Genomic DNA, 26,796 nt, shown 5'->3' on the forward strand with positions numbered 1-26,796 from the left:
ACCCAATATTGTGATTATTGTAATCCTTAACCCAAGTAGGAGTATATTGAAATGCAAGAAAAACCGTTGGTTGGCATTATTATGGGATCTCAAAGCGATTGGCCAATACTTTGTGAAAGCGCAAAAATTTTAAAGGACTTAAAAATTTCTTTTGATGCCGAAATTGTATCAGCACATCGAACACCTAACAAACTCTATGACTATGCACAAAACGCAGCAGAACGCGGAATACAGATTATTATTGCTGGTGCTGGAGGTGCAGCACATCTTCCTGGAATGATCTCAGCAATGACCAGACTTCCTGTTTTGGGTGTTCCAATTCCTTCTTCCTTACTTAATGGTTTGGACTCCCTACTGTCCATAGTACAAATGCCAGCAGGAGTACCGGTTGGCACTTTAGCAGTCGGCACATCAGGCGCAATTAATGCAGCACTTTTAGCAGCCGCAATCCTTGCTAACAATAACACGGAAGTCTGTGAACGCTTAGAGCAATACCGAGCGCAACAAACCCAAAAGGTTCTTGATAACAATAAACCCCAATTGGAGTCCTTATGAAACTCGGTATTTTAGGTGGTGGACAACTTGCAAGAATGTTGGTTTTGGCTGCGCACTCCTTAGGAATTCGTACCCTATGCTTTTCACCTGATCCCAATCCCTGTGTGCGGCATTTAACTCGTCTGGTTTCAGCATCATTTAGTGATGAGAAAGCACTTACTGCGTTTTGCAATGAAGTCGATTGCGTCACTTTTGAAACGGAAAATATACCCTTAGCTTGTGCTGAATTCATTGCCAAAAAAGTTCCATTTTATCCCACGACTAAAGCGCTCCGAATAACTCAAGATCGATTTTTGGAAAAAGCATTTTTAAACTCATTAAAAATAAAAACAGCTCGTTTTACTGCGATTGAAACGCAAGAGGAACTGCAGGATACCTTTATAAGCTGGAATAGCTCTGCTATCTTGAAAACAAGACGGTTAGGCTATGATGGCAAAGGACAGTATATTCTTCATCAGTTGTCTGACTTAGCAAGAGCCTGGGAATTGATGACTTCTTGTGATTTGATTTTGGAACAGTTTGTTCCTTTTGAAGAGGAGGTATCGCTTATTGCGGTGAGAAATCAGCATGAAGAGATTCAATTTTATCCCCTTATTAGAAATCAACATCATCAGGGCATCCTTCAATGGTCCGAAGCCCCGTTAGATAATCATTTATTGCAACAAAAAGCTCAAAATATTGCTAAAACGATTATAGATTGTTTGGACTATATCGGCGTCATAACCATCGAATTTTTTCACAATAATGGCGAACTAATAGTCAATGAAATTGCTCCTAGAGTCCATAATTCGGGGCATCTAACCATTGAAGGAGCAATAACCAGTCAGTTTGAAAATCATTTACGTGCAATTTTTTCTCTACCTTTAGGCCTTACGGAGCTTATGAGTAATTGCTTTTTAGTCAACTGTCTTGGCAAGATGTTCCCCATCCAATCGTGCCTTGAGATACCGGGTCTCCATTATCATGATTATGGCAAAAAATCGCATCCTAAGCGTAAGGTTGGACATATTACTTTAATTGATAAAAATCGTGACCGATACCAAGACAGTAAGCTCAAGCTCATAAAAATGCAAAAATGAGTGTACTATGGCTCCAATTGGTTGAACAATTTCAGTTATAAACTATGATTTTTAATAGTGAGGCTATAATAATTGATGATGATTTCTTTTATATTGGAGCATAATGAAAAATAAAAGATCAAAGAAAGGAAAACAAGCTCAAGACAAAAGCTGGTAATGTAATGAACCATCCCACCTACTGAGTTGGCAAACATGTGTTATCAGCTTAGTATAAAAATTGGAAAATTTTAAACTAAGTGGGAGGTTCAAGCATGAATATTAGCGTATTAGGGGTAAATATAGCCAAGAATATTTTTCAATTACATGGAGTGGATAGGCTATTAAAAAAGCGAGTTGAGTGCACTAAATTAACTGAATATATTGCTAATTTACCATCTTGTACTATTGTAATGTAGTCATATGGTGGGTCAAATTACTAGGCGGGTTTTTAAAGATACGTCCATACTGTAAAATTAATTAGCTCTCAGTTTGTTAAACCTTTTGTTAAGACCAATAAAAATGATACTAATGATGCAGAAGGAATAGTTGAAGCAGCAAGCCGCCTATCAATGCACTTTGTGCCGATTAAACAAGTAGAGAGCAACAGGATATTTAGTCATTACATCGTTAAAGTTATTTCAGCTCAATTGAATAATGGTTATTTCTGACGTATTATGCAAAGCAAATTATTTAGCTTTATTATTTTTTTAATAATAAGGACGTATAGTGCCACCATCAATATGAATATTATTTGCTGTTATTTCATTAGAACCACTGGATTTTAGAAAAAAGTAAATAGTTTTCACAACCCCATGTACACTGGCTAATTTTCCTAAAGGTGCGGTTGAAGTTTTTTCGCGTAATACCTCTGTAAATAGCTTTGACTTTGCTTGCGCTTCGATCTCGAGTTTTTTATTGTATGTTTGTGTAGCTACTTGTCCTGGTGAAATTGCATTAAATCGAACTCCCTTAGGGCCGTAAGTATCAGCAAATGTTTTTAAACAACCAGCCCAAGTGGTACGGATATCATTAAAAGCCTCCCAATTTGGATTGGAAATTGGTTGCTTACTTGAAGTACCGGAAATTAGTATGACCGATTTTAAACTACTTTCCTCCATACATGGCAATAGCTGTTGAAGCAAAAAGCGAGGTCCTGTAAAACAATCCTGCATAACCTTATTTAAAGTGTGAAATTGTTGAATGGGATCATCTGGTAACACAGGTGGTCTTGGCGGCATCAATACAATACCATCAATACCCTGTAGCTTAGTTTGTGCTATTAGTTCATTCATTGTTTCAGGAACACCCAGATCAGCACAATAGAAATTAACATGTACGTCTGGATAAGATGTTGTAATTTTTACAGAGAGATTTTTTAGTTTTTCCAAGTCACGTCCTGTAATAATTAAATCATGTCCTTTTTTTGCTAAATATAAACATAATTCGGTACCAATATCACCTGTACTACAGGTAATTAAAAAACGTCGTTTCATAAACCAAGGCTCTACAATTAATTATTAAAGTGATTATAACTGCATAAAGTTAATGTGTGATTTCACAAATTTTTGGGGATTTTATATTTATTTCTTATTTAAATCGATTTGTTTTTAAATGAAATTTAATGTACTAATATTATACCAATCTTTGTCTTGATTGCAAATTAGAGGCAAGTTGTAAAAATAAACTTGTTGTGTACTAATCGAATTTAGGTGGTTATTTGTATAAGTTTAAAAAATCAATCTGATTTTAAATGGTGTCATTTTCATGGTGAAGTCATTTTGGAGTGCGTGCGCTGGTATTATAACTTTATAGAGTCTCAAAAAACTTCGTTTTTCAAGACTTACATTTTCTTTTTTTGAAATCTATAGAGGAGCTGCATCCTAAAAAAATTTTATTTTAAACCACAGCCATTAAGCATTAATAACTATTTGTAATTATAACACTAGGTGATATAATTATTTAAAAGAGAAAAATTTGGAAATATATAAAATCAATGCTTTTTCTGAGTGGGCTCAAGAGAAGAGTACAAGGTTTCTGATCAGGTGCTTATAAATGCAGTCTTAGAAATGAATAATGGTTTTTTTGATGCTAATCTGGGCGGTAATGTTTATAAAAAAAGAATTCTACTAGATAATAAAGGTAAGCGAGGCGGCGCAAGGACTATAGTTGCCTTTAAATTTAATAATAAAGCTTTTTTTTATATATAGTTTTGCAAAAAATAAAAAATCTAATATTACTGATAAGGAACTTAAGGCCTTAAAAAAATTAGCCAAACTTTATTTTTCTTTATCAGATATAGAAATTATGAATGCATTAGATTCTGGCAATCTAATTAGAGTAGGTGAAAAATGAAAAAATCAATTTTAGATGTTGTGCATGGGTCTGCTAAAGGTCTTTATGATGCTGGTATTGTAGACGCTACTACAATGCATGAATTTGATGCATTATGTTTGCCTCCAATTAAGTCTTTTACAGCGCAAGAAATTAAAACTTTGCGTCTAAAAGAGCATGTCAGTCAAGTTGTTTTTGCTAAATATTTAAATACATCGCCATCAACTGTTCGCCAATGGGAACAGGGGGAAAAACATCCAAGAGGTACCTCTTTAAAATTATTAAATTTAATAGCTGATAAAGGGTTAACTATTTTAGCATAAATAACTTTAGTGAAAGCAACTTGCATTTTAAGCATTCAAACAGACTCAAAAACGGTCCTTTCTTGAGACCTTATCTAAGCGACTATTTTGCTACTTTAGGCTGTGGTACTTGCTTAAACCCATCCTCGATGGCTTCTTCCGGGGCAGCTCTTTTACCTTGTAAATTAAAAAAAGTTGGCAGGCTTTGAAGTGACGATGAATTAGTCGCGCTTTTATATTGTAAAGCACTTTCTTCAATCTCAACGCTAGGCCCGCTATCTTGAACTTCTGTTGTGCTTTCTTCACAAGAAACCGCCGTTGACTCTTGCGCAATGAGGTCAGCTGGCCAGGATGTTAGCTCGTCTAAATTAATGTCTTCACTGAATGTTGCTTCCTCTAAAGTAACCACTTCAGTAGAAGCTACATCGTCGTGTTCAGGATAGGGCGATTCTTCAATGGCTTCGCTAAAAGAATTAATAAAGTCTAGGGGTAAATCCGTATGGTCTTCCAGTACCATAGGATTACTATTTTCAATGGTTAAATCATCAGGATTTACCATTAAATTCCTTTGAGCTAAGCTTGCGTTTTTATGATTAACTTCTGTAGGAAAACTAGAGGATACTGCATCATGTTTGGGATAAGGTGATTCTTCAATAGTTTCCTCAAAGGGATCAACTACGCCCGCAAGAAAATAGATATCATCTTCAATGATATCTAACATGGCTAATAGGGTTTCTTGCGGTAGTTCATTATCATCAAAATCTGAGGCATTTGATAAAGCGCGTGAGGAGGGTGCTCTACGGCGCGCTGATGCATTATTTTCTTTAGCATGGAGTACATAATTACAAAATTCGGTCGTAGATAAAGATTTTAAGTAGTCAAATGTTAAAACGGAGTCAACTACCAATAACTTGTCTAGAAAGTGCTTTACTGCTTTATAACGACAGCCTAGCTTACTTGCAGCTGTTGTGACATCAGGAGAATTTTTTATAGCATTGTGAATTTTTTCTAACGCGAGCTCTCGAAAAACTAGCTTCTCAATCATAGGCGCTTCTTCATATACACCCGGATAAATAGTGCTTATTTCATTGCTTGGTGTATCCTTTAACAATTGATAGGTTAAAGGTATTCCTAGGTGAGGTAACCGAGTAATATAAATAGCTAAAATTTGCTTATAAGTACTTAACTTAGTGGCAGCATCAGCTATATCATTGCTAGCAAGAATTATTTGATGAATCTCTTTGAAGGTACGCTGTTTTAATGGTATTTTACGTAGGGTTGGAATAGCTTCATAGTCACCAGGATAAATCGTCATGATATCTTTTTCCTCGGTGTCTTGAAGTCGTTTGTAAGTCAACGGCTCGTTTATAAAAGGCAATTGATTTAAGTAAGATTGGAATGTTTCAGGCATTACGCCTAAGCAACTTGCCGCATCTGAAATACCACTACTAGCACGAATGACTTGATGAATTGCTTTAAAGGTACGTTGTTTTAAGGGTATTTTAACAAAGATTGGAGTAGCCTCATAGTCACCAGGATAAATGGTCATGATATCTTTTTCCTTGGTTTCTTTAAGTCGTTTGTAGGTCAGTGGCTCGTTTATAAAAGGTAATTGGCTTAAGTAAGCTGTGAGTGTTTTAGTCTGAACGCCTAAGCGACTTGCCGCCTCTGAAATAGTCGCACTAGCCCCATTAGCACGGATTGCTTGATGAATCTCTTTAAAGGTACGCTGTTTTAACGGTATTTTAATAAGCGTTGGAATGGACTCATAGTCACCGAGATAAAAATTTTTTATCTCCTGTTCAGATTTACTTTTTAATAGTTGAAACGTTAACGATTGCTCAATATGAGGCAACTTACTTAGATAAGAACTTAACGTTTTGTCATTAACGCCTAAGCGAGAAGCGGCAGTGTTTATGTTATCGCTGGTTAAAATTGTTTCATGAAGCGATTTAAAAGTACGCTTCGCTAACGGCGTTTGGTCAAATGTAAGTTTGGCATCACAATCACCGGGAAAAGATTTTTCTAAATCAGCGGGTTTAATCTTTTTTATTGAGCCATACGTGAAAGGTTTTTGATAGTAGGGTAGTTGTTTAAGGTATTTTTGTAGGGTGTTTTGATTTGTAGTTAATTCTTTAGCAGCTTGAACTGGGTCCTTGCTGTTTCTAATTAAATTATGTAGTTCGCGGAAAGTAAGTGCCTCGAATTTTTTACGAACTATATCTCGACCAGCCATATTATCCCGCCTTAATAACATGTAGTATAATTATTATACAGAATAATTATTAAATTTATATTAAATGAGGTACTAGGGGTAGTGTTACAAAACACTCAATAGGGCGTAGTTCAGTTATAGATATGAAATAACTAACATCTTTGTGGTTTAAATTAAGTTCTTTGGGAATTAGGACATAAAGATAATAATTTTTGCTCAGTGAAATTAACCACAACAACTCTAAATAAGCTAAAAGCTAATTATCTTATTACCATGAATAATTAAAATCAATTTGGAGAAAATTGAAATTAGAACAGTAAGTTACTTAAGGGTCATTTTTGAGACCCTGCTATTTTAAAGACACAAATTTAGCGCTCCGTATTGCCCTTCAAATATAATTATATTGACTTAAATATATATTAATTGTTAAAATATTATACATATATTTTAGAGTTACGGTTACGCCCCCATCCAAATTAAAAGGCTTTAAATTTTCTACTATTCATAAGGTCATTATAGAGAGCTCTAATTTAGTTGATGCTGCAGAGAAGCTAAAGGTGCGTCATAATGCACTTAAGGAGTACTTAAGAGACGTCTCGTTCGACAGCCTAAATCGTGCAAATTTGCGCTATGGCGAGATTAAAAAATTATCGCCTCGCGCCATGAGGGAAAGATATGGTCAAGCGTATGACAAATATTTAGAAATACTTCCAAAAAGCAGGCCAGAAGATTACCCATTTAATGTTATTCATAATGCTATCAAATGTCATAAAAGCATGCGAGGAGCCGCTGCTAAACTAAATATATCGAACGCGACTCTATATACTTATTTAAATGACTTTTTCCGTAGTAACACAGACTTAGATTTTGACAAATTACAAGCAGCCTCAGAGCAAGAATTGGAAAAAAGATTTGGGCCTAGCTATAAACAATGCTGGGAACGTGGAGACGAATTAATACCTAGGTCTCAATTTAAAGCGCCCCTAATTAAGCGATCATCAATTTTACTCCATGGCTTAGGAAATGTAGGGAGCTTATTAGATTGGCTTATGGAAGTGGAGATGTCGACTTTCAGGACAGATTACGACGATAAAGAATTAGATGACTTATTAAAAGAGTTAAGAGGGACTACTTCGACTTCTCAAAATATTACCCCATCCTATACTATACCTTCGTATTCCTATACCATACCGAATACAGCAGCAATAGACGAGGAAATACCTAACCTAACTAGGTATGACTCCTCCCTGTATTGTTCTAATAAGCTAGAAAGTTATAGCCTAACATTTATTGATAATAATAAACTCTGTTCTATCCCCTTACTTTCAGACCAATATGGTAGACTATATGAAACAAGCGCAATACCAAGCTACTCCTTTTACGCAGAACAGATCAAGTCTATTTAGCGCATTTTTCTTATCCTTCAACGCGTATACAACCACAAAGGGCAGAGGCGCCAAGGCAGCCTACCAATACAAAGTATCCGGCTTATGAAACCCTATCCATGTATGGCTTATTTCCAAAACCGCAAAAACATCCTAACAATCAAGTATTTGAGCAAGAAAGTTATTACCAATTTGATTCCACTAACAATAACTAATAGTTAAAAGTGATTAAACCAATACGTCTAAAGTGAATAGAGGCTAATAAAATGTATAGATTGATAGCAGTGTATTTATTTTAATACACTCAAACGGGTGCCTTATCAAAGAAGTAAAATATAATAGCAGTTATTGGTCGTTTTTTAAGACCCAATTTAAGTTAACCTTTCGCTACTTTAGGCTTGCATACTTGCTCATGGTTTTTATCAATGGTTTCTTCCGGGGCAGCTCTTTTACCTCGTAAATTAAAAAAGGTTGGCAGGCTTTGAAGTGATGATGAATTAGTCGTGCTTTTACGTTGTGAGGCACTTTCTTCAATCTCAACGCTAGGCCCACTATCGTGAGCTTCTGTTGCGCTTTCTTCACAAGAAACCGCCGTTGAATCCTGCACAATGAGGTCAGCTGGCCAGGATGTTAACTCGTCTAAATTAACATCTTCTTTACAGGCGGTTACTTTCTCTAAAGTAACCGCTTCAGTAGAAGCTACATCGTCGTGTTCAGGATAGGGCGATTCTTCAATGGCTTCGCTAAAAGAATTAATAAAGTCTAGGGGTAAATCCGTATGGTCTTCCAGTACCATAGGATTACTATTTTCAATGGTTAAATCATCAGGATTTACCATTAAATTCCTTTGAGCTAAGCTTGCGTTTTTATGATTAACTTCTGTAGGAAAACTAGAGGATACTGCATCATGTTTGGGATAAGGTGATTCTTCAATAGTTTCCTCAAAGGGATCAACTACGCCCGCAAGAAAATAGATATCATCTTCAATGATATCTAACATGGCTAATAGGGTTTCTTGCGGTAGTTCATTATCATCAAAATCTGAGGCATTTGATAAAGCGCGTGAGGAGGGTGCTCTACGGCGCGCTGATGCATTATTTTCTTTAGCATGGAGTACATAATTACAAAATTCGGTCGTAGATAAAGATTTTAAGTAGTCAAATGTTAAAACGGAGTCAACTACCAATAACTTGTCTAGAAAGCGCTTTATTGATTTATAATGACAGCCTAACTTACTTGCAGCTGTTGTGACATCAGGAGAATTTTTTATAGCATTGTGAATTTTTTCTAACGCGAGTTCTCGAAAAACTAGCCTGTCAATCACGGGTACTGCTTCATAGGCATCAGGGTAAATATCACCTATCTCACTCTCCGCCTTCTCTTTTAATAGGTCATAGGTTAACGGCTTGTCTACATGAGGTAAACGACTAAGATAGACTGCTAAAGAGTTTTTATAGGTACCTAGTTTCGCGGCAGCGTCAAGTATACTATTGCTAGCACGAATGGCTTGATGAATCTCTTTAAAGGTACGCTGATTTAAGGGTATTTTATTTAGGGTTGGAATAGCCTCATAGTCACCGGGATAAATCGTCGTGATATCTTTTTCCTCGGTTCTTTGGAGTTTATCATAAGTCAATGGTTCGATTATAAAAGGCAATTGATTTAAGTAAACATCGAATGTCTGATGCCCTACACCTAAGAGAATTACCGCCTCTGAAATACCACTACTAGCACGAATGGCTTGATGAATCTCTTTAAAGGTACGCTGATTTAACGGTACTTTAATAAAGGTTGGAATAGCTTCATAGTCACCGGGATAAATCGTCATGATATCTTTTTCCTCGGTGTCTTGAAGTCGTTTGTAAGTCAATGGCTCGTTTATAAAAGGTAATTGGTTTAAGTAGAGTTTGAATGCCTCACGCCCCACGCCTAAGCGATGCGCCGCCTCTGAAATACCATCATTAGCACGAATGGCTTGATGAATCTCTTTAAAGGTACGCTGATTTAAGGGTATTTTATTTAGGGTTGGAATAGCCTCATAGTCACCGAGATAAATGGTCATGATATCTTTTTCCTCGGTGTTTTTAAGTAAGTCATACAAGTTATACGTTAACGGCTCGTTTATAAAAGGTAATTGATTTAAGTAAGATTGGAATGCCTCAATCTCAACACCTAAGCAACTTGCTGCATCTGTAATACCGCTACTAGCACGGATTGCTTGATGAATCTCTTTGAAGGTACGCTGTTTTAACGGTATTTTAATAAGCGTTGGAATGGCCTCATAGTCACCGGGATAAAAATTTTTTATCTCCTGTTCAGATTTACTTTTTAATAGTTGAAACGTTAACGATTGCTCAATATGAGGCAACTTACTTAGATAAGAACGTAACGTTTTGTCATTAACGCCTAAGCGAGAAGCGGCAGTGTATATGTTATCGCTAGTTAAAATTGTTTCATGAAGCGATTTAAAAGTACGCTTCGTTAACGGCGTTTGGTCCAAGGTAAGTTTGGCATCACAATTACCGAGAAAAGACTTCTCTAAATCAGCAGGTTTAATCTTTTTTACTGAGCCATACGTGAAAGGTATTTGACAGTAGGGTAGTTGTTTAAGGTATTTTTCTAAGGTCGTTTTACCTATACCTACTTCTTTAGCTGCTTTAACTATGCTCTCACTCTGTCTAATTATACCATGTAGTTCGCGGAAAGTAAGCGCTTCGAACTTTTTACGGGCTATATCTTGACCAGCCATGTTATCCTGCCTTAGGATTGTTTTAGTACAATTATTATACAATATAAGTATTAACGGTATATTAAATGATTAATTAAAGCGATTTTAATAAATTGCTGCAAGTGGTTATCTTTTAAAAACAAGACGGCTGAAAAAAGGAGAGGAAAATCTAATAACCTTCATTACAATCACAAATTCTTTATCATAAATAGTAGTTTTTTAAGATTATTGCAAAATATTTCATTAAACTGTATTTACTGTCTTTTACACATTTTTTTGTAAAATTAATACGATTAAATAAGGTTAAGACTAAGTATTGAAAGCGTTAAGTGTTATAGCGCTTTCTAAACAGGCTCAAAAAGATTTACAAAAAATACCAGAATATATAATTTGGATTGATTCAATAGAATAATTAGGTGTTTATCAAGTTCGAAAAATACCAGACTATCATGATGAGCCTCTAAAAGGTAATCGATTAGGTGAAGAGAAGAGCCAAACTCATTTATTAGGGCTTCCTAGCATCTTAAAAAGGATATATATTAAGGCTTTAGGACAAACTAAAATTTTTTCTCAATCATTTTGTCATTCTAATAGGATTGTTTTCTTACATTACATAATGAATCAAAGAAAAATTAACTAGTCTAGATTGATTTTTATACCTGATAACTACCCATTTTTGCAACGACACTGTTTGTATTTTTATTTAATTGATAGTTAGGATTATCAATCCAGGTTAACAATCCTTTTGATATACTCCAAGCACCAATAATATCGGTATTATCGATACTCGTTTTAATATTAACTTCACGTTTTTTCCAACCTAAAAAGCGATTTTTATGAAATAAAGAATGAAAACTTAAGCCTCGTGCTTTTCCGGTTTCAAGGACATCATAACCTTCATTACCTCTATAATTTATACTATAAATGTATCTTTGACGGCCAGAGCGGTTACTATTATTGGCATATTCAAGCGCACACTCAAAGTCTTTAGAGGTTGAAATACCTACACTACCATTTCTAAATTTTAAATAATCTTCTATTTTATCTGAAAATTTGAGTTCATGTATTCCTATATTAAATAGTTTTTCAGGTGGTTGGCTCGTTCCTCTATAGATTACGCCTTGATACTTTTTAATGGCATTAGGCGTAAAACAATTCCAGTCTATTGCGGGTAATGACTCTTTTAGCGCGTCGATTAAGTAACTATTAAAAGAGTGATTATTAAAAGTAGCCGACTTAGATAACAGATGATTAATAATAATAGTTAAAGTATCCTCGTCATTTAAACTTGTTATTAATTGACTTTCCAGGTAAGCAATTTTAGGGGTTTTAGAAAAGCTATGTCTAAAATAAGAAAATAATCCCATTTTATACCCACGCTCAGCTCTATTTATATAGTTATCTAAAGCTTTTTGATAAGCATATATAATTTTACTTCTCATAATTCATACCGCTTGTTTATTAATTTATCTATATGCTCTAATAATAAAAAATATTTTTTGATTAATAAAATCAATTAATTTTATTGATTCTATTTGTTTTAACTATCGCAAGGATTAATGGTAGCTTTATTTGCAAGATTTATTGATTAATGAAAACTTATAGTCGTCAGCTGATATAAAGAATGTGATTTAAATGTTGAGGGTGTACTAAAAAATTATTGGGCGAAATTATTATGGTATTTATTGGCCTATTTTTTTGAATTAATTTAACCTTATTATAGTTTTTTTAGATGGTGTTGCAAAAATGGATATTAGTTTATAAGTTAAATTGACTTTATCCAAATTAAGCACTTAATAAGATGCAATCAACAAAACCTACTGCCTTTAGATGGCGTCACTTTCATGATGAAGTCATTCTACACTATCGGATTGTCGAACTAGTGGTATTTCGACATAAGTTGGAATTTCATTATAATTACTTTTAAGATTTTTAGGAGTTATTTCTATAGATATTTAAGAGTTGATATAAGTCATAAATGTTCTAAAAGATAATTGATAAGTGAGCTAATAAAGTTTCCTTGTTAACATTTATGTCATTTGCTAAAAGTAAATGCTTCAATTTGTTAGCTGTCATGTTAGTAAGATGTCGTAGTATATATTATAATTATGAAACAAAAAGACAACCTTAACTATTTTTGATAGCATTTATTTCAAGCGCTATGTTTTATCCAGCTTTATTACTAGCTGTATTTCGCTGCTGTTCTTGACTTGATTGCTTGGGTTTTTTACTAATACCATAAAAGGAATGTACATTATCAGTAAGCCCTTTATTGTGTACGGCGCTCGTTTTATCAATATCATTAGCCTCTTTTTTCTCAGTAAGATGAAGTGGCACAGTACTTTCTTTAATTGTAGAATTAGCATTAGAATTCCTGGCAAGAAGCATTTGAATAATTTTTTTATTTTTCTCTTGTTCAGCTAAAGAAAGGGGTGTTTCACCTGCTTGATTTGCAACATTGGGATTAGCGTCTTTATCAAGAAGTATTTGAACAATATTTATATGTCCTTTTTTTGCAGCGAGATGGAGTGGGGTATCACCTGCTTGATTTGCAATAGTGGGATCGGCACCGTTGTTTAGAAGCCTTTGCACAGTACTTTCATGTCCATTTTGTGCAGCTAAAAAAAGTGGTGTTACGTTTTCTTCACTGCTAACATTAACATCGATATCTTTAGCAAGGAACATTTTGACAATTTCATCATGTCCTGCTTCTGCAGCGAAATGAAGTGGTGTAGCACCCTTTGGGGTCGCAACAGTGGGATCGGCGCCATTGTCTAGCAACATTTGAACAATATCTACATGTCCTTTTATTGCAGCCCAATGTAAAGGTGTTACACTGCCCTGAAATGCAATATTGGGGTTCGCACCTTTGTTTAGGAGCATTTGAACAATATTTACATGTCCATTTTCTATAGCCCAAAAAAGTGGTGTTACATTTTTTTCATTGCTAACATTAATGTCGATATCTTTAGCAAGGAGCAGCATCTTGACAATTTCATCCTGTCCTGCTTCTGCAGCCACATGCAAGGGTGTCATACCGCCCTGAATTGCAATATTGGGGTTCGCCCCTTTGTTTAGGAGCATTTGAACAATATTTACATGTCCATTTTTTACAGCCCAAAGAAGTGGTGTTGCATTTTTTTTATTGCTAACATTAACATCGATATCTTTAGCAAGGAGCATTTTGACAATTTCCTCATGTCCTTCTGCTGCAGCCAAATGAAGTGGCGTATCACCTGTTTGATTTGCAACATTGAGATCGGTACCTGTGTTTAGAAGCATTTGAACAATATTTATATGTCCCTTGTATGCAGCCACATGCAAGGGTGTTATACCTTCATTGTTTACTACATTGGTATCGACACCGTTAGCGAGCAGCAGTTGCACCATGTCACTATGTCCACATGCCGCCGCGATATGAAGTGGGGTATTACCATCGTGGTCGGGTATATTAATAAGATCTAATTGCATTAATATAGCCAGAGCGCTTAATTGTCCTTCGCTTAAGAGGAGACTTAATTTATTGCGTCGTTGTTGCTTGTAGTTTTTAATAATATCATAGGCGTTTTCTTCTTTATTCAATGCTCTTAAGAGGGGGAGGGCTAATGGTACCGTGGTAGGTGTAGGGCGATAGTTTAGGAGAGCAATAAAGGCATCTTGTTTTATCGCTACCCTATTATGCAGGTGGCGGGCATAGTCTACTAGCAGCGCTAAAAAGGGCGCTGGCAAGTTTAGAGTTTGTTGCTGTTGTTTCGTGAGATAAGTAAACAGCGTAACAGCGGGTAGATTTTTAGCAAGGCATTGGTTTGGGGTGAGCTCACTATAGGTTTTAAGGGTTGTAAAGGGAAAGTTTAACAGTGCCTCTAAAGCTGTTTTTTGGCCGTTAAGAATAGCTGAACACAGCCTATCGAGCTGCTCTTCTTCGGAAGAAACAACTAGGGGGCTTTGTTTCTCAGCCTCTTCAGCGAGCGCAGCTAAACCCGACATAGAAGCGTTTTTTTTGTTCTTTTTTTTAGTTTTAGTTCTTTTATTAGTTTTAGTGGCTTTAATGGAGGCTGCAGGCTTGGTAGCGACCGCTTGATTTGGAGGCGTTGATGTCGCAAGCGACTCACCCCATTGCGCTTCAATGGCTTGTGCTTGTAAAAGGTTGCCTTGAGTGCGCAATACTTGCGCTTGTTCAAGCCACGCTGCTTTTGAAGAAACAACAGGTGCGGCAGGCTTAACTGGGGCGCTCTGCTTTTGTGTTGTCTCCAGGACCACGTGCTTTAAAGGGTCAGTGATGGCGGCTAGCGCTCGATTAGGTGGTTGATAAATCATTAAGGTCGTTTGGGCACGGGTAGAAGCCACGAAAAGATCGTTAAAGGTGTTGCTATGACAAAGACGTTGATTATCATCAGCTACACGAGATGAATTATCCATGTTCTTACTAACCGCGTTAAATCCCGGTTGCTCAAAAAAGCGGTATAATAAGACAGTGGGTGCTTGCAACCCTTTCATTTGTTCGGTCGTAAAAACCCGACTGGCACCGAATAAGGCAATGGCCTCTGCTAGGTTATCAGGACTAGTAATCACGATAAAGTTAACGTCTTCTTGATAAGTGTGCCTGATACCATCGATGTCTTTTTCCGTTTCAAGCCACTGCAGGCTGCCGGCTGCCGGCGTCAGTAGTTTCAACAGCGCTGATAGTGGCCAGTTCATTTTTATCTTTAAATGCGTGTCCTATTACTTGGTATTTGGTGTCAATAATTGCGTTAGCGAGCGTCACAACAGCCCGAGCACAGCGATAACTTGCCGTTAAACAGACCTCAGTAACCTCTTTTTGCCCACTCTCCCAATAAAGGGAGCGTAAAAAAGGCAGCGTTTTTTCAGTACCAAACAAACGTTGATGGTCGCCTACACAAAAGATAACATTAGGGTTCAGACGCTCTTTAGCATAAACTACAGAGCGCAATTGCAGGCGTGATAAATCGGGCGATTCATCCACCCCTAAAAAAGTGTAGTCTTCAGTGATAGCCAGGGGGATAAAAGCTAAATCAAGGTAACCATTTTTATTGAGGAACGCCTTATAATCATTAAAAACAGTCCATAATTTACTGCGCAAGTTAGGCTCGCTAAAGAGTGAAAACTTATCGCCCACTTGGGTACAATAGTCGGCATAGGTCTCATAACCTGACATCGTATAAAATTCTTGATAAATTAAATGGGTGATATCTTGATTAGTTTTAGTCTTTTTAGAAGCAATAGGTAGTAAAGGCTCATTCTGAGCTTTTGACTTATTATATCTAACCGCATAGTCATTATACCAAGTGCTAAACTCCGCCCCGCCTTGGAAAACAAACGCGTCGCCCGGATGTGCGGCTTGATAGAGCATTTCCGGTGTTTGAAAGGTCACAACGTTAGGGTCAATTTTTAAGTCTTTAAACTCATGCTCACTCATTGCTGCCCACTCTTTCTGTAACTGCGCCACTAAAAAAGGGGACTGAGCAATAATTAAGAAGGTAGGTGGTTTCGCTTGAGTAGCTTGCGCTGCCCATTGCAAAATTTGATGTTTAATGATTGCCAACAGCGTACTTGATTTGCCCGAGCCCGGTGCCCCCCTGATAATTAAGGGTAGTGAGGCAGCCTTTAGGCCTGCTTGTATATCATCAAGCAAAATATAACGGCCTTCTAAATATTCTAGACCATCAGTGATGACTATCTCGACAGCTGTGCGCTCTTCTTTGCCAGTTTTGCTATCCGTTATCTCTTCTTCCACATCGACATCTACCAGCAAAAAGTCATCTGATTTTTTTTCAAACTTAAGCTGGTCATACTCATGTTTTTCAAGTATATCGGTGACTACCCAAACTTGTTCACCTTGTCCGTTTTTAACCGAACTTAATATAAGGCGTTGCACTTTATCATGGCGAATGCTGTATTGGGCTGGCGCATGACGACTGCCATGTAGTTTTTCAAAGTTAAGGCCACTGATACTAGCGTGGTCACAAAATTTTTGTATCGTTTCTTTATAAATACCTAAATCAGCGCCATATTTTTCTGCTAAGGTATCTTTGATATAAACTATTTTTGCTTTCATCTATTAAACCATGTCATCATAAAACTAATTCCATAGTAACATGGTTTGGTATAAAAATATACAATTTGTTTATAATATAATTTAAATGTAAATTTTAGGTATCGTTGTAAACGCTATGAAAGTCGCATAAACATAAACTTAGGATAGATTTCAGCTGTAACCGTGAACTAACTGATTGTTAAAGAGACTTCTTTTGCTTAGCCTGCATCCCAATATTAAATTATCTTTTTCAAAACATACTCATGACTTTAAGTCCTTAAATGGATGAAGGTGCTAATACCATTGATTTTTACTTGTCCCATTGATGTAGGGCCAAGCCGCGAAATGGTTTCTAAAAAAATTTAATAAGGAACAATCTGACCTGCGGTATTGGTGTCATTAATAACAATAAAAATCCAGCTTACAACGACGCCATTAAAAAATTAAAAACACGAAGGTGGAGTTATTTCTGAGGCTTTTTTAAAAATTATTTTGCAGTTTTGCTATTAGGTTAATGAGATAGATAAAAATCAAACATATTACCTTGTTCATCAATAGCATAAATAAATATAGATTCTCGGAAACAGTCCTTTATTGAGATTAGTAACTATAAAACCCTTAGGTTTGACCTTTAACGCTAAATCAATCTCTAAAATCTTAAAAGTCTGGGCGGCTCTAAGTGTTCAAGTGGACTATTAAGCTTATTTTTCTTTACCGAGAAAATACTTTCTTGAGATACTTTATGTTTTTTCAGGTTACCCTCTGCGGTGTTTTGTTGTTTAAATTGGCTTTGCACTAAGTAGTGATGAACGTCAGGCAACGTTTGCCTTGACCACTCAATAGCCCTTTTTAAAGAGGCCTTAGACATCAGATAATCCACATTAAGTGTCTGGTTATAGATAAAGGTTAATAAGGTGGTTATTGCTGCAGCATTGTTTTGTGCAAGGGCAATGTCTAGGGCGCACTGGCCAAACTCATTTTGATGAGTAAGGCTTGCATGTTTATTTAATAATGATTGAAATATCGTGGGTTTGTCATGCGTATGAGGTGATAAGCAAGCGACTTGTAGTGGCGTATAGCCATGAAATCTTATGGCATCAACCACTATTTCTTCACGGTTGACTAGCAAATCAACAATGGTGTCTCTTCCATTATGGCAAGCGATATGAAGGGGTGTAGCACCATTATTATCTGCTTGATTAACCGCAATCTGCTGGTGTTTTAATAAGACATCCACCGTTTCTTGGTAGCCATTTTCGCAAGCGATATGTAGGGGTGTAGCACCATTATTATCTGCTTGATTAACCGCAATCTGTTGGTGTCCTAACAAGATCTCTACCGTTTCTTTAATGCCGATGATACAAGCGATATGAAGGGGTGTGCTACCATCATTATCTGCTTGATTAACCGCAATCTGTTGGTGTTTTAATAAGATTTCTACCGTTTCTTCATGGCCATTTTCGCAAGCGACATGAAGGGGTGTGCTACCATCATTATCTACTTGATTAACCGCAATCTGTTGGTGTTTTAATAAGATGTCTACCGTTTCTTCATGGCCATTTTCGCAAGCAATATGAAGGGGTGTAACACCCGTATTAGTTGCTTGATTAACTGCAATCTGTTGGTGTTTTAATAAGACATCCACCATCCCTTGATGGCCATTTTCGCAAGCGCTATAAAGGGGCGTGATACCCTTATTATCTGCCTGATTAACTGCAATCTGTTGGTGTTTTAATAAGATGTCTACCGTCCCTTGATGGCCATGGAGGCAAGCGATATGAAGGGGTGTAACACCCTTATTAGTTGCTTGATTAACTGCAATCTGTTGGTGTTTTAATAAGATCTCTATTATCCCTTGATGGCCATTCTGGCAAGCGCTATGAAGGGGTGTGCTACCATCATTATCTGCTTGATTAACTGCAATCTGTTGGTGTTTTAATAAGATCTCTACCGTCCCTTGATGGCCATTCTGGCAAGCGACATGAAGGGGTGTGACACCCTTATTATTTGCTTGATTAACTGCAATCTGTTGGTGTTTTAATAAGATCTCTACCGTCTCTTGATGGCCATTCTGGCAAGCGACATGAAGGGGTGTGCTACCCTTATTATCTGCTTGGTTAACTGCAATCTGTTGGTGTTTTAATAAGATTTCTACCGTCCCTTTATGGCCATGGAAGCAAGCGCCATAAAGGGATGTGACACCATTATTATCTGCTTGGTTAACTGCAATCTGCCCGTATTTTAATAAGATGTCAACTATCTCTTGATGGCCATTTTGGCAAGCTCTATAAAGGGGTGTAGTACCATTTTTTCTTTCTTTTTGATTAACTGCAGTTTCTGGGTACTGTAACAAGGTTTGCACCATTGTTTGGTGGCCACCGTAACATGCAAGGTGTAATAAGCCCGTACCCCATTTATTATATCGAATTGCTAACTCCGGTGAGATAACGTCGTATTGCTTGTCAAGCTTTGCAAGCTCTTCTTTTAGCGTTACTGACTTACGGTTGCTTGCTGTAAGCAAGGTTATTTCTAAAGCCACGTGGCTATCGCCGTCTAAAGAATTAAAGATACTGGCAACGGTTTCGGCGCAACTGAGCTTGCGTATATAGTGAGGATGGGAAGGGTATCTCGCAAAATCATTGGTATCGAGGTAATCCCACATATCTGTTTCTTTGTCATACGTTAGGCAAACGCTATGATTATTATTACCTAATAAGATTGGATATCTTAAAGGAGCCTGACTTAATAAGTTGTCTATCTCTATTAAGTACAGTGCTAATTCATATGATTTAAACACAAAGGGCTTATTAAGCAAGACTTCAAGTTCAGCCTGCTTAAGTTGTTCAGGCTGAGTAGTAGGATAAATGGTGGTTAAATTCAATTGAGAAACATAACGACCGGAAAATAGGTCTCTATAATTTGGTGGAGTTAAATAAAGTGCTATGCCATCAAAAAAAGCAAGGATTTGCAGTAAGGCTTTAGCGCGTTCACCAAGCACGGCACGTGCTTTTACCTGTGCTTTAACTTGGTCAATGTCTCGCTTTAATTGGTCAAAGTTGCGATGATAAGACTCTATCAATTCAAGCCTGTTAAAAAAACTAGCTTCATCACCGGCCAATACAGCTTGCGCCCACATGCAGCTAAACCCCCGGCATACCCCTTTATTTATATTGTTATAACCAAGTGTTTTGCCTAATATTATTAAGTCTTGATGGGTTACTTTTGTCATGCTACATTACAATTAGGTATATTTTGGATCACAGAGGGTAGCATTTAATTATTAAGGTTAAATTAACAGGCAGGCTGCAGCAATAAAATTATAGTATCAGTAGGGTATTGTGGTAATGCCTATGCGTTAAAAAATTAAGCGATTATTTTGCTATTTTAGTCTGCTATACTTGCTTAAAGCCATCTTCCATAGTTTCTTCCGGGACAGAGCGTTTACCTTTCAAATTAAAAAAGGTCGGCAGGTTTTGAATTCAAGATGAATTAGTAGCGTTTTTATGCTATGGTGTACTTCTTCCTTCAGCCTCAACGCTAGGTACGCTATCTTGATTTACTGTTGGGCTTTCTTCAAAAGACACATCCGTGGAATCTTGGGCAAGGAGGTCCTCTGGCCAGGAGATTAACGTTTCTAAATCATCAACGTCTTCACTGGATGTTGCTTGCTCTAAAGTAACCTCTTTCGTAGAGCTAAAGGCTGCGTCTTCATGTTCAAGATAGGGTGATTCTTCAATAGTCTCCTCAAAGAGATCAACTACGCTCGCAAGAAAATAAACATCTTCTTCCATGATATTATTCAACAGGGTTAATAGTGTTTCTTGAGGTAGTTCATTATTATCGAAATATGAGGTATTTGATAAAGCCCTTGAGGAAGGAGCTCTAGTGTGCTCTAAGGCATTGTTTTCTTCAGCATGTAGCACGTAATCACAGAATTCGGCGGTGGTTAAAGGTTTTAAGCGGTTAAATGTTAAGTCTAGATTAGTTAACACTAACTTATCTAGAAATTGCTTTAACCTCATAGTATAACAACCTAAGGTGTTAGCTGCTGTGTTTTTGCAATGAATGTGTTTGCTAAGCTGCTATGATAATTTTTTATTATAATTTATTTATTAATTATTGAAAAACGATAATTAATGATATATTATTTGCCACTAACAGACTGTATTTTTTATGTTTAAGGTACTTATTTATGAATAAAATTCAACGTATAAGCTCAATTTTCAAAACAATTTTTATAATCAGTTCTTTTTTACTAGGCGGGGTATTTATCGTTAGTTGGTTAGCAGTTTATATGGGCATTACTCAATTAGAAAAGCCTTGGGTTAATTTTCCTATAGGATTAATATCCACATTAGCAAATTTATTGATTTTATTTTTTCTTATTCGGTTATTTGATTCCTATAAGAAAAACAGTTTTTTCACCCTTTATAACGTGAAGTTTATTCGCAATATTGGCTACATTTTATTAGCTGAGCAACTATTTATTCCTTTATATAAATTGATTACTTCTTCTCTTACAGAGGTTGGAATTGGTGTTGATCGTATTGAAATGATGTTCTTGGCATTCTTAATTATAATTAATTCTTGGATTATGATGAAAGCTTATCAACTTCAAGAAGAACACCAACTTACTGTATGATGAAACAACCATGTCAATCATTATCAATTTAGATGTAATGCTTGCTAAGCGCAAAATTCGTTCTAAAGAATTAGCAGAGGCTATCGGTATTACAGAGCAAAATTTATCGTTATTAAAAACAGGGAAAGCAAAAGCCATTCGTTTTTCAACTTTAAACGCAATATGCAAGTATTTAAGTTGTGAGCCAGGAGATATTTTAGCGTTTCAAGATGATTAAAATAAATAATCATGCTAGTAAATTTAGAAACTAAACTAACTTAGGACTATTATTATGAAAATTCATTATTTAATTCTAGGCGTGCTATTTTCATGTTTAAGCCACGCAAATATTTCCATGATAAATGCTGGTCCAAGCGATGAATATCAGGGTTATGTTCGCATTAGTTTAAATAATCAAGCGAATAGGGAGATTACAACTAATTCAAACTTAATCCCAAAAGAGGCCAAGTTCATACCAGCCTATGGCTCAGTCGTATTGAGTGTTCCAACAGAGGTAGGTATGCAGCACTTCCGTTACATTAACGGTAATTCTGGTTGTGATTTTTATCTTGATACTAAACGTAGTATGACATCAACAGGTCCTTTTGACACAATTACTTTTATAACCGGTGTTCCAATAAGTAGCACAAGTGGCTGTTATGTTGAAACAATTCATAGCGTAAATCACTTAACAGTTAATTTTTCAGATAACAAAAGGAATACATAAGTTAGAGTTATACCGGCGTTACGAACCTAAAGGGTATAACTTCAGCAGCTGTAGCCTGAGTGTAGGCCTGCGGGCCGAAACCCGGGTTTCACGTTGTTTCATCCAGGCTTGCTTAAGGCGTTAAAAAGAAATAGGGCTCTACTAATTATTCATAGTCTCTCGCCTATACTTATAAAATAAGATTTTAAAGAGTAGATTAATGCAGCCAGGCTTCTTACCTATTCCAAATGCAATTCACGCTGTGTGGTTAGGCAAACCACCTTCATCCGACGTTTTAAATAATGTTCGGGACTGGAAAGTAAAAAACCCAACTTTTGATGCAAGACTTTGGATTGATTCAAGCACCTACACAGAAGACGAAAGGTTAAACGATCTTCCTAAACTGCTTAAATGGGCTAAAGAAAATAAAGTTATTATTTGCGATATTTCATTACCAAAAGAAGCTAGTAAGGATAATTTAGTAGGTGAGCAAGAACTTTACTTAGCAATGCCTGGTAAACAATTTTTTGATGATGAAATAAGTGGCGAATATCGTAATCTAGCTGCTGCCTCAGATATTCTAAGGGCAGAAATCTTATACAAATATGGAGGAATCTATATCGATGCCAAAGATATGTTTCCAAATGCGCCTATACCTCAAGATTTTAAATTAAAATTTGGCTTTGCTTTTCATGATTGTGGGCAAAATAGATTAAATAATGACTTAATAGCTAGTATTCCTAAAGGCACTATTATCGGAGAGTATCGGCAGACAATACTCAATAATTATAAAAATTTATATCAGAAAAGTCGATTATTAGATGCTCATCGAAATAATAATCTGAGGAATCCGAATCTTTTAGTAGGAGGAGATACCAGATATCTTACCACTCTGCAAACTTCAGGCCCTGGCGCCTTAAGCTCTATGATAGAGCAGTTGTCTCGTTTTCTTGTATTAATTCCTGAAGCTAATAGTCCTATTTATGATTTTGATGAGTCATCATTGTTTATGCCAAATGAGATATTTAATATTCCTAATCATGGTAGTGATGTTAGTTGGAATGATTTAACCATTACTTATGAAAAAATTAAACCTTACTTATTTAACTATTTTTGTGAGTACTGGTCCGTTAAGATTGCTGAAGAGATAGAAGGACTAGATAAAATTATGGGAAACTCTAATAGCGGATTGAGTTTTCTAACTAACTATTTCGAAAAAATAGATCCTGATTTATATGAGGCCAGAAAAATACTAGTAGGTATAAAAAATAATTTGGATAAATTACCGCGCTCTTTATCACCCGATGACTTTTTTAAAGCATGCTTGTATAGGCTTGATGAGAAAGCCTTGAAGGTTTTTGAGAATGTTCGGCCAGATTTTTGTGATAGGTTCCAATATTCCTTTGAGAAATTTAATTCAAGGTTTTCTCTTTGTGAGAAAGAAATTACTGATAAAAATTTTCAACAAGCTCTTCTTTACGTTAGTGCAAAAGGGGCTTTCCCCAGTTGGACGGATTTTATCTCTTTATTTATAGGGCTTCAAAAATTTCCTGAAGACATTAGCCATCTAAGTGAAGCAATTCAAGAAATAAGTAATAAAAATCTTCCTTCCTTTCGACAAATATAAGAAAGGGTCGTTTTTTGAGTCAAGTCTAATACTAAATTAATAGCATTTAATATTATTCATTGTTATCTACTTAAATTTTATTTTGATTAAGCAGTGGCATTAAGTCTTCAAGACCATTTAAATCATTTTTATTAAAAACCTTTCGTTGATCTGGATTATCACTCATCAACTTTCCTTTTAAACTAAACAAGCTTAAACGTAGTAGCGAGGGAACCTCGCTGGGTATACCCACCTCTCTCCCATAGCAAGCACGCTTGCGTGGATCTTTTTCATTTAAAGCTAAAAGACCTGCATTAGTTGAATGATTAATTTCAATCTTTTGAAGTATGATATTACTTGCGAGCGCTTTAATACCTTTGTCACTTATATGCTCATTCCCGCTTAAATTAACCGTCATTGCGGTTTTATTATGTATTGCAAAATCTTTAGCTCCAATATCGCTAATCTGATTCCATTTTAAATCAACTGTCATTGCGGTTTTATTATATACTGCAAAGTCTTTAACTCCCAGATCGCCAATCTTATTATTGCCTAGATGAACCGTCGTTGCGACTTTATTGTGTAGTGCAAAGTCTTTAGCCCCCAGATCGCCAACCTGATTCCAGCTTAAATCAACTGTCGTTACGGTTTTATTATGTATTGCAAAATATTGTGCCCCAACATCAGTAATTTCATTTTGGCTTAAATCAACTGCAGTGATATGAGGATGGTCATTAAGAAATTGAATAATGTCATGTAAATGATCATCTGTAATAGATTTCTGTATTAAACGAAGTTCATTATTATGACAGAAATTTAATAACTGTCGTTGTGCAAACATAGTCATAGCTATGTCAAACATATTCATAGTTAGTTTAGAATGAGTTAAAAATTTATCATATTGTATTATTTGTTATTTTCAATTTCAAATATTGGTTTAAAAATTGATAGTAAGGAAATCAGTGGGATTGTTTAGCTCATTATTGCAGGTAAATATAATGATTATAAGACTCCTTCAGTTTTTGCAGCAGCGCCAAAAAGAAGTTAATCTAAGTAGAAAGAAGTATTGAGTATTAAAAATAATCCTCTTATTTAGTTAGAGTGATTCTCTATTTAAGTAAGTATTTTAGTTAAGGCTTCGCAATATTAGTTTTTAAATTTGCTTGAATATTATTAGTTTCAATTCTCGGATTACTATAAATATTAAAATGGCCAACAGATTTTTCTGGTTTTGCTGAAAAAAACGTTTTTGGCCGTGTTGCAAAAAATGACAAAACACAAATACAATATAAGCTAAAGTTTAATCACTTTTATAAAATGGAGTGTTAATTAATCTCATTTATTTAAAGGACTTATTAATGGAGAAATGCAGGGTAGCTCAAATTTTAGTTATAATAATAGGAATGGTTTCTCTCACTTTGGCTCATGCCGGCATCCCATTATGGACATTTACACCCTTAACGCCTACGCAACTGACAGTATCTGCTAATGACACTGCCACCATTAGTTATCAACTGACCAATCAATCTAAGCGCGTACACACGCTGGTAATGCGAGACATTCCTGGGATTACTCAAGACTTAAGCCCAGGCCATTGTTCAAGTATATTTGTGTTAGGCTATCAACAATCATGCTTATTAACTCTCATTGTTCATGGTAGCGCCTTAAACGGCAACATTATGGGTGGGCCTATAGTGTGTGAACATGGCAATATCAATCAATGTTATCAACCTAATCCGTTACATCGTTTAGCAATTACCCGCGGCCCAGCATCCTATACGCTAGGTGGTATGGTATTTGGATTATCCGGCACTGTTGTTTTGCAAGACAAGGGCGGTGATAATCTAGCGATTAATAGCAATGGATCATTTACCTTTGCTACACCCCTAGCTCAAGGCGCGACTTATAATGTCACGGTTGCTAGCCAACCCGTTGGCCAAACGTGCACCGTCACGAATGGTAGTGGGATTATGGCTGGGGCGGCTGTTACCAATATTGTAGTGAGTTGTGTTACCAATACAGTTACTTTAACGACCAGTCTCAGTGAGTTAGCCTTAAGTGTCACTGGACTAACTGAGTATGGAATTAATGGAACGCCTTCTTCGGGACTTGCGCGTCTCATTACCATTACCAACACGGGCAGTAATACCGCGTTTAACTTAGCAGTTAGTACACCAACCTGGCCCGCAGGGACTTCGAGTGCTACAACGTGTACTAATACATTGGCAGCGGGCAGCAGTTGCACGATTACGATTACCCCAGGCGCTACAGCCACCTCGGATGGTACCAATCCTTGTTCAAATGGCACAGTGCCTATTCCTGATGTCATTCAAATAAGCGCTGATAACGCAGCTACTGTGTCGACCAATGTCGTTATCTTAAATTATGGTTGTATTTATCAAGGTGGCTATGTCTTTGCTTTTGATGATACTAAAGCTAATACGACAAGTGTAGGTGGAAAAGTAGTTAATACCTCAAACCGAGTTCCTCTGTTTCCGAATGGAGTTGTATGGAGTTCGAATGGAAATACAGGTAGCGGTAGTGGTGGCACCGATCCTATTGATGTTACTTATGATATTATTCCAGAAATTAGCGAGATTTTAACGAGTAATACAAGTTATAATAATGCTAGGTTAACGTACAATAATACATATTCTAATTCTACTACGTATCCTTTTCCTTCCTCTAGCTCATTTTTTTCCTGCGATGGTGCGGTCGATGGCAAATGTAATAGTGCCAATATACTAGCGCTTTATAATCTTTATACAACCAATTCAAATACAGGATTAGTCGCTTTGGGTGCAACAAGTTCTAATTCATATGCAGTAGGCCTGTGTTTAGGTACCTTTGATAATTACTCTGATTGGTATTTGCCAGCAATTTGCGAAATGGGTTATGACCAATCTAATGTGGGCTCTGGCTGTAGCATGATGCCACCCAGACTACAGAATATTCAAACTAATCTAGTAGATAATTCTGGGCTTAATTTACTATCGGGTGCTTTCTGGAGCTCTACAGAAAGTTCGGGAAATCCTAAACTTGAAGCTTGGGATCAATACTTTGCACCAAATAATGGTAGTATTCAATTTAATACAAATAAATATTATCAATTTAGTGTACGTTGTGTTCGATTATTTTAAAGTTCATATTTAATTTCTAAGGTTAGAAAGTGGCCTTAGAAATTAGCAAATTAATTTTATATGCTTTCTGATAATAATTTTTCATACATTTACG

21 protein-coding genes and 1 pseudogene are annotated in these 26,796 nt (G+C 36.2%); 13 read left to right on the forward strand and 9 right to left on the reverse strand.

From position 1 onward, the window contains the following. Positions 1 to 51: 51 nt before the first annotated feature. The 4 genes and pseudogenes from purE to ACNVED_RS03910 form a co-directional block, all read left to right on the forward strand. Positions 52 to 555: a 5-(carboxyamino)imidazole ribonucleotide mutase gene (gene purE / locus ACNVED_RS03895; RefSeq protein WP_419420452.1), complete on the forward strand. Its 504-nt coding sequence runs from the start codon at positions 52 to 54 to the stop codon at positions 553 to 555. Then, a complete protein-coding gene (locus tag ACNVED_RS03900; RefSeq protein WP_419420453.1) occupies positions 552 to 1,634 on the forward strand; it encodes a 5-(carboxyamino)imidazole ribonucleotide synthase in 1,083 nt (360 codons plus the stop codon). The genes purE and ACNVED_RS03900 overlap by 4 nt, the downstream gene beginning before the upstream one ends. 251 nt (positions 1,635 to 1,885) lie before the next feature. Further along, on the forward strand, positions 1,886 to 2,029 hold the full coding sequence (locus ACNVED_RS03905) for a hypothetical protein (RefSeq protein WP_419420454.1): 144 nt from the start codon (positions 1,886 to 1,888) through the stop codon (positions 2,027 to 2,029). 45 nt (positions 2,030 to 2,074) lie between these two features. Then, positions 2,075 to 2,230: pseudogene (locus ACNVED_RS03910) on the forward strand (IS110 family transposase); the annotation flags it as partial. 90 nt (positions 2,231 to 2,320) lie between these two features. Here ACNVED_RS03910 and ACNVED_RS03915 read toward each other — a convergent pair. After that, a complete protein-coding gene (locus ACNVED_RS03915; protein ID WP_419420455.1) occupies positions 2,321 to 3,106 on the reverse strand; it encodes an SDR family oxidoreductase in 786 nt (261 codons plus the stop codon). Positions 3,107 to 3,679: 573 nt separating this feature from the next. Here ACNVED_RS03915 and ACNVED_RS03920 point away from each other — a divergent pair. Genes ACNVED_RS03920 through ACNVED_RS03930 form a run of 3 tightly spaced genes read left to right on the forward strand, consistent with a single transcriptional unit; the run spans position 3,680 to position 4,267 of the window. Further along, complete coding sequence (locus ACNVED_RS03920; protein ID WP_419421142.1) at positions 3,680 to 3,820, forward strand: type II toxin-antitoxin system RelE/ParE family toxin; 141 nt, start codon at positions 3,680 to 3,682, stop codon at positions 3,818 to 3,820. Continuing rightward, a complete protein-coding gene (locus ACNVED_RS03925) occupies positions 3,780 to 3,965 on the forward strand; it encodes a type II toxin-antitoxin system RelE/ParE family toxin (protein ID WP_419420456.1) in 186 nt (61 codons plus the stop codon). Before ACNVED_RS03920 ends, ACNVED_RS03925 begins: the two co-directional genes overlap by 41 nt. After that, complete coding sequence (locus ACNVED_RS03930) at positions 3,962 to 4,267, forward strand: helix-turn-helix domain-containing protein (RefSeq protein ID WP_115304370.1); 306 nt, start codon at positions 3,962 to 3,964, stop codon at positions 4,265 to 4,267. Before ACNVED_RS03925 ends, ACNVED_RS03930 begins: the two co-directional genes overlap by 4 nt. A gap of 82 nt (positions 4,268 to 4,349) precedes the next feature. Here the strand turns inward: ACNVED_RS03930 and ACNVED_RS03935 are convergent, their stop codons facing one another. Next, the gene (locus tag ACNVED_RS03935) at positions 4,350 to 6,482 is read right to left on the reverse strand and encodes a hypothetical protein (protein ID WP_419420457.1); all 2,133 of its coding nucleotides are present in this window, start codon (positions 6,480 to 6,482) and stop codon (positions 4,350 to 4,352) included. Positions 6,483 to 7,018: 536 nt separating this feature from the next. Here ACNVED_RS03935 and ACNVED_RS03940 point away from each other — a divergent pair. Continuing rightward, positions 7,019 to 7,867: a hypothetical protein gene (locus ACNVED_RS03940; RefSeq protein ID WP_419420458.1), complete on the forward strand. Its 849-nt coding sequence runs from the start codon at positions 7,019 to 7,021 to the stop codon at positions 7,865 to 7,867. Between the two features lie 355 nt (positions 7,868 to 8,222). Here the strand turns inward: ACNVED_RS03940 and ACNVED_RS03945 are convergent, their stop codons facing one another. The 6 genes from ACNVED_RS03945 to ACNVED_RS03970 form a co-directional block, all read right to left on the reverse strand. Continuing rightward, entirely contained in the window at positions 8,223 to 10,595 is a 2,373-nt protein-coding gene (locus ACNVED_RS03945; protein ID WP_419420459.1) for a hypothetical protein, read from the reverse strand. Positions 10,596 to 11,227: 632 nt separating this feature from the next. Beyond that, positions 11,228 to 12,016 carry a hypothetical protein gene (locus ACNVED_RS03950; RefSeq protein WP_419420460.1) on the reverse strand — a complete coding sequence of 263 codons (789 nt, stop codon included), beginning with the start codon at positions 12,014 to 12,016 and terminating at the stop codon, positions 11,228 to 11,230. A 724-nt stretch (positions 12,017 to 12,740) separates the two neighbouring features. Next, positions 12,741 to 15,272, reverse strand: a complete 2,532-nt coding sequence (locus tag ACNVED_RS03955) for an ankyrin repeat domain-containing protein (protein ID WP_419420461.1) — start codon at positions 15,270 to 15,272, stop codon at positions 12,741 to 12,743. Further along, entirely contained in the window at positions 15,205 to 16,650 is a 1,446-nt protein-coding gene (locus ACNVED_RS03960) for a hypothetical protein (protein WP_419420462.1), read from the reverse strand. Before ACNVED_RS03960 ends, ACNVED_RS03955 begins: the two co-directional genes overlap by 68 nt. 628 nt (positions 16,651 to 17,278) lie before the next feature. Then, positions 17,279 to 19,858, reverse strand: a complete 2,580-nt coding sequence (locus ACNVED_RS03965) for an ankyrin repeat domain-containing protein (RefSeq protein ID WP_419420463.1) — start codon at positions 19,856 to 19,858, stop codon at positions 17,279 to 17,281. A gap of 277 nt (positions 19,859 to 20,135) precedes the next feature. Further along, positions 20,136 to 20,651, reverse strand: a complete 516-nt coding sequence (locus ACNVED_RS03970) for a hypothetical protein (protein ID WP_419420464.1) — start codon at positions 20,649 to 20,651, stop codon at positions 20,136 to 20,138. Between the two features lie 170 nt (positions 20,652 to 20,821). On the opposite strand from ACNVED_RS03970, the gene ACNVED_RS03975 reads away from it, so the two are divergent. The 4 genes from ACNVED_RS03975 (at position 20,822) to ACNVED_RS03990 (ending at position 23,583) form a co-directional block, all read left to right on the forward strand. Continuing rightward, positions 20,822 to 21,271: a DUF2975 domain-containing protein gene (locus ACNVED_RS03975; RefSeq protein ID WP_419420465.1), complete on the forward strand. Its 450-nt coding sequence runs from the start codon at positions 20,822 to 20,824 to the stop codon at positions 21,269 to 21,271. 10 nt (positions 21,272 to 21,281) lie between these two features. Continuing rightward, positions 21,282 to 21,488 (forward strand): helix-turn-helix domain-containing protein, encoded by a 207-nt coding sequence (locus ACNVED_RS03980; protein ID WP_419420466.1) that lies wholly within the window; start codon positions 21,282 to 21,284, stop codon positions 21,486 to 21,488. Positions 21,489 to 21,542: 54 nt separating this feature from the next. Continuing rightward, a complete protein-coding gene (locus tag ACNVED_RS03985; RefSeq protein WP_419420467.1) occupies positions 21,543 to 21,977 on the forward strand; it encodes a hypothetical protein in 435 nt (144 codons plus the stop codon). Positions 21,978 to 22,176: 199 nt separating this feature from the next. Further along, positions 22,177 to 23,583 carry a TcdA/TcdB catalytic glycosyltransferase domain-containing protein gene (locus ACNVED_RS03990; protein WP_419420468.1) on the forward strand — a complete coding sequence of 469 codons (1,407 nt, stop codon included), beginning with the start codon at positions 22,177 to 22,179 and terminating at the stop codon, positions 23,581 to 23,583. A gap of 70 nt (positions 23,584 to 23,653) precedes the next feature. Here the strand turns inward: ACNVED_RS03990 and ACNVED_RS03995 are convergent, their stop codons facing one another. Next, a complete protein-coding gene (locus ACNVED_RS03995) occupies positions 23,654 to 24,409 on the reverse strand; it encodes a hypothetical protein (protein WP_419420469.1) in 756 nt (251 codons plus the stop codon). A gap of 511 nt (positions 24,410 to 24,920) precedes the next feature. Between ACNVED_RS03995 and ACNVED_RS04000 the strand changes: the two genes are divergently transcribed. Then, a complete protein-coding gene (locus ACNVED_RS04000) occupies positions 24,921 to 26,702 on the forward strand; it encodes a hypothetical protein (protein WP_419420470.1) in 1,782 nt (593 codons plus the stop codon). Positions 26,703 to 26,796 lie beyond the last annotated feature (94 nt).

The organism is Legionella sp. D16C41, from assembly GCF_048541585.1.
In the GTDB taxonomy this organism is placed as follows: domain Bacteria; phylum Pseudomonadota; class Gammaproteobacteria; order Legionellales; family Legionellaceae; genus Legionella_C.

What these genes read in the sequence shown, in the direction of transcription:
- ACNVED_RS03945 (WP_419420459.1), bottom strand. Translation starts at nt 10,595, where the DNA reads ATGGCTGGTCAAGATATAGCCCGTAAAAAGTTCGAAGCGCTTACTTTC.
- ACNVED_RS03905 (WP_419420454.1), top strand. Translation starts at nt 1,886, where the DNA reads ATGAATATTAGCGTATTAGGGGTAAATATAGCCAAGAATATTTTTCAA.
- ACNVED_RS03995 (WP_419420469.1), bottom strand. Translation starts at nt 24,409, where the DNA reads ATGACTATGTTTGCACAACGACAGTTATTAAATTTCTGTCATAATAAT.
- ACNVED_RS03920 (WP_419421142.1), top strand. Translation starts at nt 3,680, where the DNA reads ATGAATAATGGTTTTTTTGATGCTAATCTGGGCGGTAATGTTTATAAA.
- ACNVED_RS03960 (WP_419420462.1), bottom strand. Translation starts at nt 16,650, where the DNA reads ATGAAAGCAAAAATAGTTTATATCAAAGATACCTTAGCAGAAAAATAT.
- ACNVED_RS03980 (WP_419420466.1), top strand. Translation starts at nt 21,282, where the DNA reads ATGTCAATCATTATCAATTTAGATGTAATGCTTGCTAAGCGCAAAATT.
- ACNVED_RS03930 (WP_115304370.1), top strand. Translation starts at nt 3,962, where the DNA reads ATGAAAAAATCAATTTTAGATGTTGTGCATGGGTCTGCTAAAGGTCTT.
- ACNVED_RS03970 (WP_419420464.1), bottom strand. Translation starts at nt 20,651, where the DNA reads ATGAGGTTAAAGCAATTTCTAGATAAGTTAGTGTTAACTAATCTAGAC.
- purE (WP_419420452.1), top strand. Translation starts at nt 52, where the DNA reads ATGCAAGAAAAACCGTTGGTTGGCATTATTATGGGATCTCAAAGCGAT.
- ACNVED_RS03985 (WP_419420467.1), top strand. Translation starts at nt 21,543, where the DNA reads ATGAAAATTCATTATTTAATTCTAGGCGTGCTATTTTCATGTTTAAGC.
- ACNVED_RS03965 (WP_419420463.1), bottom strand. Translation starts at nt 19,858, where the DNA reads ATGACAAAAGTAACCCATCAAGACTTAATAATATTAGGCAAAACACTT.
- ACNVED_RS03915 (WP_419420455.1), bottom strand. Translation starts at nt 3,106, where the DNA reads ATGAAACGACGTTTTTTAATTACCTGTAGTACAGGTGATATTGGTACC.
- ACNVED_RS03950 (WP_419420460.1), bottom strand. Translation starts at nt 12,016, where the DNA reads ATGAGAAGTAAAATTATATATGCTTATCAAAAAGCTTTAGATAACTAT.
- ACNVED_RS03975 (WP_419420465.1), top strand. Translation starts at nt 20,822, where the DNA reads ATGAATAAAATTCAACGTATAAGCTCAATTTTCAAAACAATTTTTATA.
- ACNVED_RS04000 (WP_419420470.1), top strand. Translation starts at nt 24,921, where the DNA reads ATGGAGAAATGCAGGGTAGCTCAAATTTTAGTTATAATAATAGGAATG.
- ACNVED_RS03935 (WP_419420457.1), bottom strand. Translation starts at nt 6,482, where the DNA reads ATGGCTGGTCGAGATATAGTTCGTAAAAAATTCGAGGCACTTACTTTC.
- ACNVED_RS03990 (WP_419420468.1), top strand. Translation starts at nt 22,177, where the DNA reads ATGCAGCCAGGCTTCTTACCTATTCCAAATGCAATTCACGCTGTGTGG.
- ACNVED_RS03900 (WP_419420453.1), top strand. Translation starts at nt 552, where the DNA reads ATGAAACTCGGTATTTTAGGTGGTGGACAACTTGCAAGAATGTTGGTT.
- ACNVED_RS03955 (WP_419420461.1), bottom strand. Translation starts at nt 15,272, where the DNA reads ATGAACTGGCCACTATCAGCGCTGTTGAAACTACTGACGCCGGCAGCC.